General features: G+C 72.7%; 17 protein-coding genes and 3 tRNA genes. 13 read left to right on the plus strand and 7 right to left on the minus strand.

Going from position 1 to position 14,597, the window contains the following annotated elements:
- The first annotated feature begins 21 nt into the window (after positions 1-21).
- The 9 genes from OHQ87_RS23930 (at position 22) to OHQ87_RS23970 (ending at position 6,255) form a co-directional block, all read left to right on the plus strand.
- Entirely contained in the window at positions 22-1,176 is a 1,155-nt protein-coding gene (locus tag OHQ87_RS23930) for a polyprenyl synthetase family protein (protein ID WP_328341347.1), read from the plus strand.
- A gap of 28 nt (positions 1,177-1,204) precedes the next feature.
- Positions 1,205-2,686: a phytoene desaturase family protein gene (crtI, locus tag OHQ87_RS23935; protein ID WP_328341348.1), complete on the plus strand. Its 1,482-nt coding sequence runs from the start codon at positions 1,205-1,207 to the stop codon at positions 2,684-2,686.
- A gap of 4 nt (positions 2,687-2,690) precedes the next feature.
- Positions 2,691-3,323, plus strand: a complete 633-nt coding sequence (gene idi, locus OHQ87_RS23940; RefSeq protein ID WP_328341350.1) for an isopentenyl-diphosphate Delta-isomerase — start codon at positions 2,691-2,693, stop codon at positions 3,321-3,323.
- Positions 3,313-4,251, plus strand: coding sequence for a MerR family transcriptional regulator (locus OHQ87_RS23945; RefSeq protein WP_328341352.1), 939 nt, complete (start codon positions 3,313-3,315; stop codon positions 4,249-4,251). Before idi ends, OHQ87_RS23945 begins: the two co-directional genes overlap by 11 nt.
- 63 nt (positions 4,252-4,314) lie before the next feature.
- Entirely contained in the window at positions 4,315-5,103 is a 789-nt protein-coding gene (locus OHQ87_RS23950) for a polysaccharide deacetylase family protein (protein WP_328341354.1), read from the plus strand.
- Between the two features lie 142 nt (positions 5,104-5,245).
- A tRNA-Glu gene (locus tag OHQ87_RS23955) sits at positions 5,246-5,318 on the plus strand.
- Between the two features lie 30 nt (positions 5,319-5,348).
- Positions 5,349-5,425, plus strand: a tRNA-Asp gene (locus OHQ87_RS23960).
- Positions 5,426-5,526: 101 nt separating this feature from the next.
- Positions 5,527-5,600: transfer RNA gene (locus OHQ87_RS23965), tRNA-Phe, on the plus strand.
- A 130-nt stretch (positions 5,601-5,730) separates the two neighbouring features.
- Positions 5,731-6,255: an SRPBCC family protein gene (locus OHQ87_RS23970; RefSeq protein ID WP_328341356.1), complete on the plus strand. Its 525-nt coding sequence runs from the start codon at positions 5,731-5,733 to the stop codon at positions 6,253-6,255.
- Positions 6,256-6,334: 79 nt separating this feature from the next.
- Here OHQ87_RS23970 and OHQ87_RS23975 read toward each other — a convergent pair whose 3' ends face one another.
- On the minus strand, positions 6,335-7,021 hold the full coding sequence (locus OHQ87_RS23975; RefSeq protein ID WP_328341357.1) for a DUF2786 domain-containing protein: 687 nt from the start codon (positions 7,019-7,021) through the stop codon (positions 6,335-6,337).
- Between the two features lie 127 nt (positions 7,022-7,148).
- Here OHQ87_RS23975 and OHQ87_RS23980 point away from each other — a divergent pair, with 127 nt between their 5' ends.
- Positions 7,149-7,562, plus strand: a complete 414-nt coding sequence (locus OHQ87_RS23980) for a hypothetical protein (RefSeq protein WP_328341359.1) — start codon at positions 7,149-7,151, stop codon at positions 7,560-7,562.
- A 70-nt stretch (positions 7,563-7,632) separates the two neighbouring features.
- Here OHQ87_RS23980 and OHQ87_RS23985 read toward each other — a convergent pair whose 3' ends face one another.
- A complete protein-coding gene (locus OHQ87_RS23985) occupies positions 7,633-8,022 on the minus strand; it encodes a hypothetical protein (protein ID WP_328341361.1) in 390 nt (129 codons plus the stop codon).
- Positions 8,023-8,205: 183 nt separating this feature from the next.
- On the opposite strand from OHQ87_RS23985, the gene OHQ87_RS23990 reads away from it, so the two are divergent.
- On the plus strand, positions 8,206-9,558 hold the full coding sequence (locus OHQ87_RS23990; RefSeq protein WP_328341363.1) for an ABC transporter substrate-binding protein: 1,353 nt from the start codon (positions 8,206-8,208) through the stop codon (positions 9,556-9,558).
- Positions 9,559-9,608: 50 nt separating this feature from the next.
- On the opposite strand, the gene OHQ87_RS23995 is transcribed toward OHQ87_RS23990, so the two are convergent.
- A complete protein-coding gene (locus OHQ87_RS23995) occupies positions 9,609-10,352 on the minus strand; it encodes an enoyl-CoA hydratase/isomerase family protein (RefSeq protein WP_328341365.1) in 744 nt (247 codons plus the stop codon).
- Positions 10,349-11,203 carry a 3-hydroxyacyl-CoA dehydrogenase family protein gene (locus OHQ87_RS24000; RefSeq protein WP_328348975.1) on the minus strand — a complete coding sequence of 285 codons (855 nt, stop codon included), beginning with the start codon at positions 11,201-11,203 and terminating at the stop codon, positions 10,349-10,351. The genes OHQ87_RS23995 and OHQ87_RS24000 overlap by 4 nt, the downstream gene beginning before the upstream one ends.
- A gap of 169 nt (positions 11,204-11,372) precedes the next feature.
- Between OHQ87_RS24000 and OHQ87_RS24005 the strand changes: the two genes are divergently transcribed.
- On the plus strand, positions 11,373-11,678 hold the full coding sequence (locus OHQ87_RS24005) for a hypothetical protein (protein WP_328341366.1): 306 nt from the start codon (positions 11,373-11,375) through the stop codon (positions 11,676-11,678).
- A 53-nt stretch (positions 11,679-11,731) separates the two neighbouring features.
- Here OHQ87_RS24005 and OHQ87_RS24010 read toward each other — a convergent pair whose 3' ends face one another.
- A complete protein-coding gene (locus tag OHQ87_RS24010; protein ID WP_328341367.1) occupies positions 11,732-12,514 on the minus strand; it encodes a class I SAM-dependent methyltransferase in 783 nt (260 codons plus the stop codon).
- Positions 12,515-12,556: 42 nt separating this feature from the next.
- On the opposite strand from OHQ87_RS24010, the gene OHQ87_RS24015 reads away from it, so the two are divergent.
- Entirely contained in the window at positions 12,557-12,937 is a 381-nt protein-coding gene (locus OHQ87_RS24015) for a PPOX class F420-dependent oxidoreductase (protein ID WP_328341369.1), read from the plus strand.
- 113 nt (positions 12,938-13,050) lie between these two features.
- On the opposite strand, the gene OHQ87_RS24020 is transcribed toward OHQ87_RS24015, so the two are convergent.
- Both OHQ87_RS24020 and OHQ87_RS24025 read right to left on the minus strand, forming a co-directional pair.
- The gene (locus OHQ87_RS24020; RefSeq protein ID WP_007073996.1) at positions 13,051-13,260 is read right to left on the minus strand and encodes a BldC family transcriptional regulator; all 210 of its coding nucleotides are present in this window, start codon (positions 13,258-13,260) and stop codon (positions 13,051-13,053) included.
- Between the two features lie 251 nt (positions 13,261-13,511).
- Positions 13,512-14,351 (minus strand): hypothetical protein, encoded by an 840-nt coding sequence (locus tag OHQ87_RS24025; RefSeq protein WP_328341372.1) that lies wholly within the window; start codon positions 14,349-14,351, stop codon positions 13,512-13,514.
- Positions 14,352-14,597 lie beyond the last annotated feature (246 nt).

Below are 14,597 nucleotides of genomic sequence, written 5' to 3' on the forward strand. Positions count from 1 at the left end.
CCCTAGGGTACGCTCGCTCACATGGCCAACGACGCAGTTGCGGGTAATGCGCTCCGCGTCGCGCCGGCACAGCCGGGAGCGACGGACGATCCGGTCCGCGGCGTACTGGCCGCTTTCGCGAAGGACCTGGTCAACAGCGTCGACGACACGCTTGCCGCGTTCCTCGCCCGCGAGGTCGAGGCGCTGACCGAGATCGACGCAGCGATGGGCGGTTTCGCCGCGACGGCGCGCGACTGCGTGCTGACCGGCGGCAAGCGGGTCCGCCCGACCTTCGCCTACTGGGGCTGGCGGGGGGTGGTGGGGGGCGACCAACCGCTGTCCCCGGTGCTGCCCGCGCTGGCCGCCCTGGAGCTGCTGCACACCTTCGCCCTGGTGCACGACGACGTGATGGACGCCTCCGACACCCGACGTGGCCGGCCCACCGCACACCGGGCCGCCGCCGCCCGGCACGTCACCGCCGGACACACCGGTGACCCGGGTCGGTTCGGTGAGTCGGTTGCCGTCCTCATCGGCGACCTCTGCCTGGTCTGGGCCGACCGACTGCTCGCCCACGCCGGCGTGCCGCCGTTCCGGCTGATCGAGGTGCGGCGCTGCTACGACCAGATGCGCGTCGAGACCATCGCCGGGCAGTACCTCGACGTGCTCGGCGAGAACGACGTGGCGAACTGGTCGGTGGACCGGGCGCTGCGGGTGGCCCGTTACAAGACCGCCAGCTACACCGTTCAGCGTCCGCTGCTCTTCGGCGCCAGCCTGGCCGGCATCGACACCGACGCGCCGCTGATCGCCGCGTACACCCGCTACGGGCTGGCCGTCGGCGAGGCGTTCCAGCTCCGCGACGACCTGCTCGGCGTGTACGGCGATCCGGCGACCACCGGCAAGCCGGCCGGTGACGACCTGCGGACCGGCAAACCCACAGTGCTGCTGATGCTCGCCCGCCAGCTCGCCACCGGCGGCCAGCGGCGGGCGCTGGAGCGGGCCGGGAGCGCCACCGGCGGCCGGGAGCTGGCCCGGCTGGCCGAGGTCGTCACCGACACCGGGGCGGTCGCCCGGGTGGAGGACATGATCTCCGACCGGGTCGCCGACGCGCTCGCCGCGTTGGAGACCGCGTCGATCGACGAGACGGCGCGCACCGCGCTGACCGGTCTCGCCACCGCCGCCACCACGCGGCGGGCATGATGGGCAACTTCGTGAGGGAGGTGGTCGTGTGCGTACCGTGACGGGACGTACGGACCGGGTGGTGGTCGTGGGCGCGGGCCTGGGTGGGCTGGCGTGCGCGCTGCACCTGGCCGGCAGCGGCCGGCAGGTGACAGTGCTGGAGCGCGAACCGGTGCCGGGCGGCCGGGCCGGGCGGCTCAGCGTCGACGGGTACGAGTTCGACACCGGCCCCACCGTGCTCACCATGCCCGACCTGATCGCCGAGGCGCTCGACGCGGTCGGCGAGGAGCTGTCCGACTGGCTCGACCTGACCCCGCTCGACCCCGCCTACCGGGCCTACTACCCGGACGGCTCCACCCTGGACGTGATCACCGACACCACCCGGATGGCGGCCGAGATCTCCCGGGTCTGCGGCCCCCGCGAGGCCGACGGCTACCTACGGTTCGTCGAGTACGCCCGCAACCTGTGGAACTGGGAGCGGGCCGACTTCATCGACCGCAACCTGGACGCCCCGACCGATCTGCTCACCGGCAACCTGCTGAGGCTGCTGGCCAGCGGGGCGTTCCGGCGTCTCCAGACCAAGATCAACCAGTTCTTCGACGACCCGCGTACCCAGCGGATCTTCTCCTTCCAGGCGATGTACGCCGGGCTCGCGCCGCACGACGCGCTGGCCATCTACAGCGTCATCGCCTACCTCGACTCGGTGGCCGGGGTCTACTTCCCGCGCGGCGGCATCCACGCGGTGGCCAAGGGGATGGCCGGCGCCGCCGAGAAGCACGGCGTGCAGATCCGCTACGACACCACCGTCACCCGGGTGGAGACCGCCAACGGTCGGGCCACCGGCGTGGTCACCGCCGACGGCGAACTGGTCCCGGCCGACGTGGTGGTGCTCAACCCGGACCTGCCGGTCGCCTACCGCGACCTGCTGCCCGAGGGCCGGCGGCGCAGGCTGACCTACTCGCCGTCCTGCGTGGTCCTGCACGTCGGATCGACGCAGGAGTATGGGAAGATCGCTCATCACAACATCCATTTCGGACGGTCCTGGAAGGGCACCTTCGACGAGGTGATCGGGCGCGGCGAGCTGATGACCGACCCGTCGCTGCTGGTCACCAACCCGAGCCGGACCGACCCGTCGGTCGCCCCGGCCGGGCGGCACACCTACTACGTGCTGGCCCCGGTGCCCAACCTCGACCGGGCCCCGTTCGACTGGCGGGGCGACCTGAGCCGGCGATACGCCGACCAGCTCGTCGCCACCCTGGAGGAGCGCGGGTACGTCGGGTTCGGCGCCGGCATCGAGGTGTTGCGTACGATCACCCCCGCCGAGTGGGAGGAGCAGGGAATGGCCGCCGGTACGCCGTTCGCCGCCGCACACAGCCTCTTCCAGACCGGGCCGTTCCGCCCGTCGAACCTGCACCGCAGCCTGCCCAACGTGGTCTTCACCGGCTCCGGCACCCAGCCCGGTGTGGGTGTGCCGATGGTGCTGATCTCCGGCAAGCTCGCCGCCAACCGCATCACCGGCGCGGGTCGGTGACCGGGTGAAGTCACGGGAGGGTCACCTCGTCGAGCTGGTCGACGACACCGGCCGGGCACTCGGCGAAGCCACCGTCTCCGCCGCCCACCAGGCACCCGGACGGCTGCACCGGGCCTTCTCGGTGCTGCTCGTCGACCCGGACGGCCGGGTGCTCCTGCAACAACGGGCCGCGGTGAAGACCCGGTTCCCGCTGCGCTGGGCCAACTCCTGCTGCGGGCACCCGCTGCCGGGTGAGCCGCTGGCGGAGGCGGCCAACCGCCGGCTCGCCGAGGAGTTGGGCGCCGGGCCGGTGTCGCTGACCGAGGTCGGCGTCTACCTCTACTACGCCGAGGACCCGGCCTCCGGTCGGGTCGAGTTCGAGTACGACCACGTGCTGCGGGCCGACGTGCCGGCCGAGCTCACCCTGCTGCCGGACCCGGACGAGGTGTCCGAGCTGCGCTGGGTGGACCCGGTCCGGTTGATGACCGAGATCGACGCCGACCCGCGCACGTACTCGCCCTGGCTCGGCGGTGTGGTGAGCCGGCTGCTGCGCCCCACCACCGACACTGCCACCACCGGTTCCGACGCCCCCGCCGGGTCCGCCACCCCGTCCGGACAACGGGTGGACGACGCGTCGGAGCGGTCGGGTGGTCGATGAGCCGCTGAGCGCGGGGGCCGTGGCACGCCGGCTGGGTGTGGCGGTCACCACCCTGCGTACCTGGCACCAGCGCTACGGCCTGGGTCCCAGCCAGCACGTCCCGGGTCACCACCGGCGTTACACGCCGACCGACCTGGCCCGACTGGAGATCATGCGGAAGCTCACCGCCGAGGGGGTCACCCCGGCGGAGGCGGCCCGCTGGGCGAAGCAGAGCCCCGGCGGGCAGCTACGGCTGCGGGCCGGCGTCGGGCGGGACGGCGGAGGACAGACCATCCCGGTCGGCCGGGCCGGGCCGGCCGCCCGGGGGCTGGCCCGCGCCGCCATGCGGCTGGACGCGGCGGTGATCGGCGACACGATCTCGCACGCCCTGGCCACCGACGGGGTCGTCGCCACCTGGGAGGGGCTGCTCCGGCCGGTGCTGGCCGGCATCGGTGAGCGCCACGTCACCACCGGGGGCCTGATCGAGGTGGAACACCTGCTGTCCCGGTGCGTCTCCGAGGCGTTCGCCGCCGTCGCCCGGTCCGCCCGGGCCGGCGGTCCGGCCAGGATCCTGCTCTCCTGCGCCGACGAGGAGCAGCACACCCTGCCCCTGGAGGCGCTGGCCGCGGCGCTGGCCGAGGCGCGCGTGGCATACCGGATGCTCGGGGCCCGGGTGCCGGTGGCGGCCCTGGTCGAGGCGGTCAACCGGACCGGGCCGGCGGCCGTGGTGGTCTGGTCGCACACCCGCCCGACCGCCGACCCGGGGCAGCTCTCCGCGCTGCTCGCGGTGCCCCGCCGACCGCTGCTGGTGCTCGCCGCCGGGCCGGGCTGGCGGGCCGACACACTGCCCGCCGGGGTGGTCCGCCCGGTCGACCTGGCCGAGGCGGTATCGCTCGCGCTGGCCGTCCGGGATTCGTTGGACCAGTCGACGGGGGCCGACCGGGCCTGACGAAACGGGACATCGTGAACTACCGTCGGGGCGGTCCGCTTACCCCTTCCCCCCGGAGTGACGATGCGTTCACGCCCCGTCCTGGCGGTTGCCCTGGGTCTGCTCCTGCTGGTCGCCGGCTGCGGAGACCAGCCCCGACACGTCCGGCCGGCCGCCGCGCCGGCCCCGGCCACCCCCGCGCCCGAGCCGGCCCAGACCCCGACCCCGACGCCGTCGCCCACCAGCAAGCCGAAGCCCCGGTTGCGACCGAAACCGAAGACGCTCCCCGCCGGCCTGCGTAAGGCGACCGGAGTACGCGCGGTGGCGCTGACCTTCGACGACGGCCCCGACCCGACCTGGACACCGAAGGTCCTCAACGACCTCCGGGCGGCCAAGGTCAAGGCGACGTTCTGCGTGGTCGGCACCCAGGTCCGCAAGCACCCGGAGCTGGTGGCCCGGATCGTCCGGGAGGGGCACCAGCTCTGCAACCACAGTTGGCGGCACGACGTCGACCTGGGTCGCCGGCCGGTCGCCGAGATCCGGGCCGACCTGGTCCGCACCAACCAGGCCATCACCAAGGCCGTCCCGGGCGCGAAGGTGCCGTTCTACCGTCAGCCCGGGGGCCGGTGGACGCCGGAAGTGGTGGCGGTGGCCAAGCAGTTGGGCATGCGGTCGCTGCACTGGACCGTCGACCCGCAGGACTGGGCCAAGCCCACGACCGGCGTCATCACCAAGCGGGTCGAGAACGCCGCCCGTCCCGGGGCGGTGGTGCTGATGCACGACGGTGGGGGTGACCGGAGCCGCACCCTCGGGGCCGTGCCGCACGTCATCGGTGACCTGAAGCGCCGATTCGGCATCGCGCCACCCCGCTGAGCTGCCGGTATGCCCAGCCGGGTCCGGCCGGGCATACCGGTTTGGCCGACTGGCAGGGGATGACATATGCTTCTCATGCCTCCGGCGGGGCCGGATGGGAGCAAGTCCGCAGAAGTTGCGAGTGTGCAATGATGGCGGGGACGCCCTCATCGTCTAGTGGCCCAGGACGCCGCCCTTTCAAGGCGGTAGCACGGGTTCGAATCCCGTTGGGGGTACGATCCGGCCCAGCCGGAGGCAACAAGTAAGGTCCTGTGGAGCAGTTGGAGTGCTCGCCGCCCTGTCAAGGCGGAGGTCGCGGGTTCAAGTCCCGTCAGGACCGCCAGCGCCGACGCCGCGTGCACCATTGCGCGGCGTTCTGCGTTATCGGGACGAGTCACCCGTCGGCGGAGAACCCGCCCTCCGGTAACATGTCCCGAAGCACCAGGCCAGGTAGCTCAGTTGGTACGAGCGTCCGACTGAAAATCGGAAGGTCGGCGGTTCGACCCCGCCCCTGGCCACATAGCCTTTCGCCGGGCTACAGAAAACGGTGACCTGCGGAGACGCGGTCACCGTTTTCGTGTATCCGGCTTCCCACGAGCGCGTACACGAGGCTGCACAGCGCCTCGTCAGCCGGTATGGTCCGGGCCTATGGGACAGGAGAACGTGAATCCGGAGGACGTCCACCAGGACGTCGACCGGTACTCGCTGCGCTCCACGCTCCTCGTCCCCGCCAGCGCGGAACAGGCCTTCGCGGTCTTCACCGGCTCCCTTACCGACTGGTGGGTACGTGAATACACCTGGTCCGGGCCGGCGGCGCTTGCCGAGTTGGGGATCGAACCCCGGGCCGGCGGCATGCTCTACGAAATCGGCCCGTACGGCTTCCGGGGCGACTGGGGCCGGGTGCTCACCTGGGATCCACCGCGCCGACTCGTCTTCACCTGGCAGCTCGGCGCGGACCGGGTCCCGGTGCCGGACCCGGCCCGCGCCAGCGAGGTGGAGGTGCTGTTCCTGCCGGACGAGTCGGGGCAGACCCGCATCGAGCTGGAGCACCGGCACTTCGACCGGCACGGTGAGGCCGCTGAGGGTTATCGTGCCGCGTTGACCGCCGGCTGGCACGAACTGCTCGGCCGCTACCTCGCCACCCTCACCCGCACCGTCCCCGGCCCCCACTGACCCACCCCCGCTCCGCCCCCTCGTTCCCCCGTGCCTCCGCCGGGCCCCGGCAGGTGAGCCGGAGCTGGGTGAGGGCCGGTCAGGTGGAGCCGGTCACCGCGTCGGGGCCGCCGAGGTCCGCCCGGCGGCCGGCCGCCGCTCCCGCGCCGAAGCCGGAGCCGGCGAGTCGACGGGTCGGGGCGCTCCGCAGCCGGGGATAGACCTCGGTGACCCGGCGGGCCACCCGGTCCGAACGGTCGGCCAGCACCAGCGCGACCGACGGGGTGCCCCGTTCCGCCGCCGCGCCCGCCTCGGCGGCCCGGAGCCGCTCGGAGATCACCCGGGCGAAGCCGGCCAGCCAGGAACGGCGGAACGCCGCCGGGTGCTCACCGGGCGGCACCACGGTGCCGGCGAGCCCGTGCGCGGCCTGCACCAGCAGCGAGGTGAAGAGCAGGTCCACCCGCTCCAGGTCGCTGGCGAAGCCGAACAGGTGCAGCACGAATCCGCTGCCGTCCTGCCGTCGTACGCAGCGGCAGCGCAGCGGGTCGGCCACCGCCGCGAGCAGCCCGGCCTTGTCCCGGGCGTACGGGGCGACGACGTCGACCACCCGGTCGCCGACCGGATCGGTGGTCGGATCCCGGGCGGCCAGCAGTGCGCGGTCGACACCGTACCGGGCGATCAACTCGGTGGCCTTGGCGGTGAAGGCGGCCGACTCGGCGGAGGTGCAGGCGGCGTCCTCGGCCTGGGCCAACAGCTTGCGCACCTTGCTGAGCATCGCCTCGGACATCCGTCACAGGTACCACGAAGGTTCACGAGTCCGTCACAGCGGGATCAGAGATCGACAGATATCATCGCCACTCACCGCGCCCTGTCCGCGACTCAGGGTCCGTCCCCTCTTCCCTGGAGGCACCACCATGGCATTCCGGCCCGCCCGCCTGATCGCGATCGCCGCCACCCTGCCCCTGCTGTGGTACGGCGCACCCGCACAGGCCGCCCCGGAGACCAACCTCTCCGCCTCGGCCGCCACCTGCTACGGCGGGGCGGTCCGGTCGTACTTCCAGGTCGGCGGCTGGGGTGGGGACGCCGGCCCGTACAAGGCGAGCGCCCGGTGCAAGGACGTCAACGTCAAGAACAGCAGCGAGTTCGGCACCGAGGCGTGCGTGGTCTTCATCGACAAGACCAACAAGTGCAACTACCTGACCTACCTGCCGGCGAAGTCGGACTACATCACCGTCGCCACCAACGTGCGGGACGGGGCGAACTTCAAGGTCCGCTTCTCCAACCTGCGCTACGAGTACGAGCCCCTGGTGGCGTACCACGCGTTCTGAGCCGGCCGACGCGACGCCCGCCGCCGAAGAGCCACCCCGGCGCGACGGCCCGCAGCGGGGGCGGGGCGGGTCAGCCGGCCCGGCTGCGCAGGGTGGCCACGGTCGAGCCGGCGAGGGTGAGCAGGCAGTCCGGTAGCTGCCCGTCGGCGACCGCCGCCCCGAACAGCGCCTCGCCGGTGTCGGCGTCGTGGTTGGCGTACGCGCTGACGAACCGGGCGACCCAACGGGTGTCGTACCCCGCCTCGTCGATGCCTGGGAAGTCCAGCGCGCACGCTCCCGGCGGCGGCGGGTCGCCGATCATGGTGGCGGCCAGGGTCCAGGCGACCGTGTACGCCCCGGCGAGGCCGGACCGGTCCACCACGGCGTCGAAGGTGCCGACAACGGCGGCACCGTCTCCGGACAGCGCCGAATCGAGTACGGCGGTAGCGTCGGCCAGCGTCTGATCCGGTACGTCGGTCACTTGCGGCACAGTAGGAGGCCAGGTCAAGCGAGAGAGCGCCGAAATGGTGACCACCTGCTGGGACGGCGTGACGGAGCGTACGGACGACTGTCGGGCCGACGACCAGGGCAGCCTCCCTTGGTCCCACGGCTGCCGTCGGCACGCTATGGTGCGCACCGGACCTGCGCCGGAGGAAGGACGACCATGCTCGTTACACGCGGCCCGCGCGCGGCCACCCTGGCGGCCTGCGCGTCGTTCCTGCTCGCCGTCAGCGCGTGCGGGACGACCGACAAGCCCGAGGAGGCGGCCACCCCGCAGGTGCGCCTGTACGGCACCGACGGCAACATGCAGAACTCCTTCGCCGCCGAGCTGAAGGACCGGGCCGACCTCGTCGACGGCATGAAGGGCACCACGCCGCTCACGCCGCTCACCGACGACTTCAAGCAGCGGCTACGCTCCGTCGACCCGAAGTTGACCGACTACCTCTACGCGGCGGAGACGTACGACGCGGTCATGATCAGTTCGTTGGCCGCCCAGCTGGCCGGGAGCACCGATCCGGCCGACATCGCCAAGCAGATCGTCGGGGTGACCACCAACGGTCGCCGCTGCACCGATGCGGCGAGCTGCCTGCCGCTGGCCCGGGACGGCCAGGACATCGAGTACCGCGGCCAGTCGCTGACCCGCGCCGGCTTCACCGACCTCGGGGAGCCGGCCACCGCCAGCTACGCGACCCTGCACTTCGACAACCAGAAGATCAACGACGCGAAGACCGAGTTCGTGGGCGCCGGAGACGAGTCCGGGGTGAGCACCAAGGCCGCACCCAAGCCGAAGAAGCAGCGGGGCGGGCGCAACGACAGCAGCGACGGCTCCCCGCTGATCCTCGGCGGCCTGCTGCCCAAGACCGGTGACCTGGCCCTGGCCTATCCGCCCCTGGCGGCCGGCGTGGCGTTGGCGATCAAGGAGATCAACGCCGCGGGTGGGGTGCTCGGCGACCCGGTGACCTGGTTCGACGGTGACGACGGCACCAACCCGGCCGTCGCCAAGGCCACCGTGGCGTCGCACGTCAGGAACAAGGTCCAGGTGATCATCGGGGCCGCCGCGTCCGGGATCTCCGCCGCCGTGCTGCCGGACGTGGTGGCGGCGGGGAAGATCCTCTTCTCGCCGTCCAACACCGATGCGGGGTTGAGCCAGGCCGACGACAAGGGCCTCTACTTCCGGACCGCTCCGCCGGACAGCCTCCAGGGCCGGGCCCTGGCCGACGTGATCCTCCGCGACGGCCCGCACAAGATCGTGGTGGTGGCCCGCAAGGACTCCTACGGTGAGGGCCTCCAGGAGACCGTCCGCGCCGAGCTGGAGCGGGCCGGCTTCGGCAGTGACCGGGTGAAGCTGTTCACCTACGACCCGCCGGCCGACGCCAAGGCCCCGCCTGTCGACTTCGGCAACCTGGCCGGTGAGATCAAGAACTACCGTCCGGAGGCCGTGCTGGTCATCGGCTTCGGCGAGTCCGCCGGGCTGATCAAGGCACTGGCCGACGCGGGCGTACCGATCCGACACTGACGCCGACGTCGCCGGGGGCGGCACCGGAGCTGGTGCCGCCCCCGGCTCCGTCAGCGCGGCCGGCGACGGTCCAGGAAGTCGGTCATCCGGCGGTGCTTCTCCTCGTCCTCGAAGAGCACCGCCTGGCTGACCAGGTCCAGCTGCGGGTGGGCGGCGACCGGGGCGTCCACCGCGAGCTTGGTCAACCGCAGCGCCAGCGCGGAGCCCTCGGCCATCTCGTCGAGCAGCCCGTGCGCGGTGGGCAGCAGCTCCGCCGGCTCCGCCACCACCCGGTTCACCAGACCGATCCGTAGCGCCTCGTCGGCGTCGACCCGCCGACCGGTGAAGAGCAGTTCCTTGGCCCGGCCCTCGCCGACCAGCGCCGGCAACCGGTGGGTCGCCCCGGCACCGGCCAGGATGCCCAACCGCACCTCGGGCTGGCCGAAGACCGCCCGGGCCGTACACACCCGCAGATCGCAGGCGTACGCCAGCTCCGCGCCGCCGCCCAACGCGGGACCGTCCACGGCGGCCACGCTCGGCATCGGCAGGGCCCGGAGCCGGGCGAAGGCCGCCGAGTTGATCGCGGCGAGGGCGTCCAGCCGACCCCGCTCCCGCAGCTGGCCGATGTCGGCACCACCGGCGAAGAGCCCGTCCGCGCCGCCGGTGAGCAGCAGCAACCGGGGCCGGGCCTCCAGGTCGGCGCAGACGTCGTGCAGTGCGCCGATCAGGTCGGCGTCGATGGCGTTGCGCTTCTCCGGCCGGTCCAGCGTCACCACCACCCGGTCGGGCAGCTCCTCCACCCGCAGCCCGCTCATCGCCGCCGACCGTCCTGCCACGAGTAGAAGCCCTGCCCGGACTTCTTGCCGAGCTTCCCGGCGGCGACCATCTCGACAAGCAGCGGCGGCGGTGCGAACCGGTCCCCGTACGCGGCCTGGAGGGTGCGGGCGATGTCCAGCCGCACGTCCAGCCCGACCAGGTCGGTCAGCTCCAACGGGCCGACCGGGTGCCGGTAGCCGAGCACCATCGCCTTGTCCACGTCGGCCGGCTCGGCCACCCCGTCGGCCACCATCCGGATCGCCTCCAGGCCGAGGGTCACCCCGAGCCGGGAGGTGGCGAAGCCGGGCATGTCGCGTACCACGACGGGGTCCTTGCCCAGCCGGCCGGCGAGCGCGACGGCCGCCGCGGTGGTCTCCGGTGCGGTGGCCGCGCCGACCACGACCTCCAGCAGGGCCATCACCCAGACCGGGTTGAAGAAGTGCAGCCCGAGGAAGGACTCCGGCCGGGCCAGCCCCTCGGCCAGTTCGCCGATGGGGATGCTCGAGGTGTTGCTGCCCAGCAGCGCCGGGCGCAGCCGTTCCGCCTCGGCCAGCACCGACCGCTTCAGCTCCGACCGCTCGGGCACCGCCTCGACGACCACCTCCGGTGCCGGGGCGATCTCGGCGAGCGCGCTCCGCAGGGTGATCCGCGACCGTTGCGCGGCGGCCTCGTCGCCGCCGAGCTTCCCGCGCTGCACCGCCCGCTCGCACAGCTCGTCGAGGCGGACGGCGGCGGCCTCGGCCCGACCCCGGTCCACCTCCACAAGCTCGACGGCGTAGCCCGCGCCGGCCGCCACGTAGGCGATGCCGAGCCCCATCGTGCCGGCCCCGACGACGACAAGACGACTCATCGCTGCTCCCTCACTGCGCACGGTGGCGTGCGGGGTCTCCGGCACGCCCTGCCGCTCGCTTCGCTCGCTCATGGGTGCGACCCTATGCAGCACCGTTCCCGGCGGCATGCGTGGGGGATCGCCACACCGGGTACAGACGGGCCAACGTCAAGGGAAGGAACCAGTCGACATGAGCCAGGCACCGGAGACCGTGGACGGCAGCGACACCACCGACGGCACGGCGATCGTGGAGACGCGCGGCAACGAGCGTGTCGACCTGCTCCGCGCCGACACCAACAACGACGGCAAGACCGACGTGTGGGTGGTGGACACCGACGGCGACGGCCGGGCCGACCTGTTCCAGTTCGACACCGACGGCGACGGCAAGGTCGACATCACCATGGTCGACATCGACGAGGACGGCACCCCGGACGAGGTGGTCGACGGCGACGGCGGCCTCCCCCCGGAGCAGCTCCCCCCGACCGTCCAGGTCTGATCCGGGCGCGGGGGCCCCGGTCGGGCCCCCGCCCACCTCCCGGTCGGGCCCGCTCACCGCCCGGCCAGCCGCAGGGTGGCCAGATAGTACGGAGCGTCGCGGTCGTCCACGTCGGTCAACCGCCACGGGGTGCCCCGGACCAGCTCGGCCAACTCCTCGGGCGAGCAGACCAGGTAGTCGAACCACTCGGTGCCGAGCTCGCGGTAGCGCAGCCGCAACCGCAGTTGCCCACCGAGCCGACCGCGCCGGCGGTTCCGCTCGTGGTAGCCGGTGTGCACCGGGTCCGTGGTGCCGTACGGGTCGGTGCCGTGCGCGATGACCTGCGCACCGGGCCGGGCCAGGGCGGCCAGCGCGGCGAGGAACCCCGGTGCCCGCTCCCGCCCCTCGAACAGCCCCAGGTTGTTGCCGAGCAGCAGGAACGTGTCGTAGCGCCGGCCGTCGGCCACGTGCTCGTCGACGGTGCCGAGGACGAGGTCGCGCACCCCCCGGTGCCGGCTGACGCGCAGCGCCCCCGGTGAGGTGTCCAGCCCGGTGACCGGTACGCCGTGTTCCTGGAGCACCAGCGCGATCCGGCCGCCCCCGACGCCGACGTCCAGGGTGGCGCCCCGGGCCCGGTCCACGGCCCGGTGGTCGTACGGCTGCCAGTGCTCGGGACCGTCCAGGTAGTGCGCGGCGGGCGCCCCGTTGACCAGCCCGTCGTCCCGTTCGATGATCTCGATGACCGGCCGGGGCAGCCGCCCGCCGACCAGCGGCCGGGGCCCGATCCCGGTGTGCACCGCGTACGCGTCACGCAGCAGTTCTCCGAACACGTCGCCCAGCCGAGGTTCTCCGGTCACGACTGCACGCTATCGGGGCCCGGTCGTCGTATCGTGGGCGGCGTGACCGACCTGGACCGCCTGGCGGCGGAGAAGTACGTCCTGCTGACGACGTTCCGCAAGGACGGTCGTGCGGTGTCCACCCCGGTCTGGGCGGTCCGCGACGGCGACGCCCTGGCGGTCTGGACGGTCACCGACTCGGGGAAGGTCAAGCGGATCAGGCGGGACGGCGCGGTGACCGTCGCCCCGTGTGACGTGCGCGGCCGTCCGCTGGGCGAGGCGGTGCCGGGTCACGCGGTGCTCTGCGGGCCGGCGGAGAGCAGCCGGGTGCGCCACCTGCTCCGCCGGAAGTACCGGCTGCTGGGCCGGCTGACCCTGCTCGGCAGCCGGCTGCGCCGGGGCGAGGCGGGCACGATCGGCATCCGGGTCACCGTCGGGCAGTGACCGGGCGTCGGGTCGGCCGGGCCGGGCGTCGGGTGCGGACATGGCACAGGGGCGGTGGAGCGCCGCTTGCCGCGACGTCCGCCCGCCCCTGTGGCCGAAATGTTCTGACCGGGTCAGTCCCCCTGGCGCTGTTGGGGAATCTGTCCCTGTAGCAACGCCCGCACCTCCGACTCACGGTACCGACGGTGTCCGCCCAGGGTTCGGATCGCGCTGAGCTTCCCCGCCTTGGCCCACCGGGTCACCGTCTTCGGGTCGACACGGAACATCGACGCCACCTCGGCCGGCGTGAGTAGCGGCTCTGGTTCATGCGTTCGCGATGCCATCGGTCACTCCTCCACATGGATAGACATCGGCCGGGGTCCCGCCGGCCGACGCGTCTCCCATGGTCCGGCTAGTCCCCGATGTCCGACATGGGCCGAACGGCCGAAGGTCCCTAGACGGACGGATGAACCATGCCCGATTTATCTGACTTTTACACGGCAGAAACTACCTTATTCGGACTCATGATCACGGTTCGTGATGCGTCAACTACGAGGGTGACTCACAGTTGACAGTGTCGCTGGGCGTTTCGTGGCTAATTGCACCGTTCGAGCAGCTGGATCGCCCGCCACCGGGCCACCAGCCGGTCGTACGCCGCCGACGCCTCTTCCGCCTCACTTCGGGAGAGCCCGGCCAGCCCCGTCGCCACCAGCTCCGGCGAGTCGTCCGCCGCCAGCGTCTCGTCGGAGAGCAGCTGCACCAGACCGCCGTAGTCCAGCTCGACAACCGAACGCGGGTGGAACTCCTCCAACCACCGGGCGGCCTCCTCGACCGCCTCGGTGATCGGCGCCTCACCTATCGACTTCTTCAGCACCGAGAGCGCCCGGGAGGCCCGCCGACGGGCCTTGGAGATCTCCGTCCGGTAGCGCAGCGCCCGCCGCCCCGGCCGGGTGACCAGGTCCCGCTCACCCGCCTCGAAGAGCACGAACCACCGCAGCGGTACGCCCCAGGTGGCGATCTGCTCGTGCAGTCGGGGCACCCCGTGCTCCAGCACCCGGGCGCCACTGCGCCAGTCCTCCACCACCGCCTTGGCCTGCCCGGCCAGGACCGGCGGGACGAACGCGTCGGCGATCACCGACGGCACCCCTTCCCGGGCGCTCAGTGCCGCCTCGGCGACCCGGATCCGCAGGTTCCAGGGGCAGACCAGCAGCGCGTCGTCGATCTCCAGCACGTACGCCTCGTCGGGCAGATCGGGCAGCCGGGTCCAGCCCGCGCCGAGCGCCGCGATGACCGAGGTGCGTTGCCGGCCCGGCCCCTCCAGCGGGGCCACCGCCCGCCCCTCCCGCACATAGCGCCGCCAGTACGACTGACGGTCCCGGTCGAAGGCGGTCAGCGGCTCGTACACGCGCAGGTAAGAAGCGAAGAGCGACGGCACCGCGCGATCCTCCCACGAAACCCCGCACCGGTGCCGCCGCCGTCGTGCCCTGCCGGACCCGGGCCGGGACCGGCACGGCGATCGACCGGCGGCGACCCATCGGCACAGCGGCCCGACAGGCGCGGTGGTCGTGATGTGGACGACGGCACGGGTTCCGACCGATATTAGGCTCACCAGGGCCGGCAGCATCCCCGCCGGCAGCCGACCAGGTCCGCGCCCCACGAGGGCGCACACCGACACAGGAGC

Origin of the sequence: Micromonospora sp. NBC_00421 (assembly GCF_036017915.1) — a bacterium.
GTDB lineage: Bacteria > Actinomycetota > Actinomycetes > Mycobacteriales > Micromonosporaceae > Micromonospora.

Coding starts and splice junctions, on each gene's coding strand:
- OHQ87_RS23930 (WP_328341347.1), top strand. CDS start 22: ATGGCCAACGACGCAGTTGCGGGTAATGCGCTCCGCGTCGCGCCGGCA.
- OHQ87_RS23950 (WP_328341354.1), top strand. CDS start 4,315: ATGCGTTCACGCCCCGTCCTGGCGGTTGCCCTGGGTCTGCTCCTGCTG.
- OHQ87_RS23970 (WP_328341356.1), top strand. CDS start 5,731: ATGGGACAGGAGAACGTGAATCCGGAGGACGTCCACCAGGACGTCGAC.
- OHQ87_RS23975 (WP_328341357.1), bottom strand. CDS start 7,021: ATGTCCGAGGCGATGCTCAGCAAGGTGCGCAAGCTGTTGGCCCAGGCC.
- OHQ87_RS23980 (WP_328341359.1), top strand. CDS start 7,149: ATGGCATTCCGGCCCGCCCGCCTGATCGCGATCGCCGCCACCCTGCCC.
- OHQ87_RS23990 (WP_328341363.1), top strand. CDS start 8,206: ATGCTCGTTACACGCGGCCCGCGCGCGGCCACCCTGGCGGCCTGCGCG.
- OHQ87_RS23995 (WP_328341365.1), bottom strand. CDS start 10,352: ATGAGCGGGCTGCGGGTGGAGGAGCTGCCCGACCGGGTGGTGGTGACG.
- OHQ87_RS24000 (WP_328348975.1), bottom strand. CDS start 11,203: ATGAGTCGTCTTGTCGTCGTCGGGGCCGGCACGATGGGGCTCGGCATC.
- OHQ87_RS24005 (WP_328341366.1), top strand. CDS start 11,373: ATGAGCCAGGCACCGGAGACCGTGGACGGCAGCGACACCACCGACGGC.
- OHQ87_RS24020 (WP_007073996.1), bottom strand. CDS start 13,260: ATGGCATCGCGAACGCATGAACCAGAGCCGCTACTCACGCCGGCCGAG.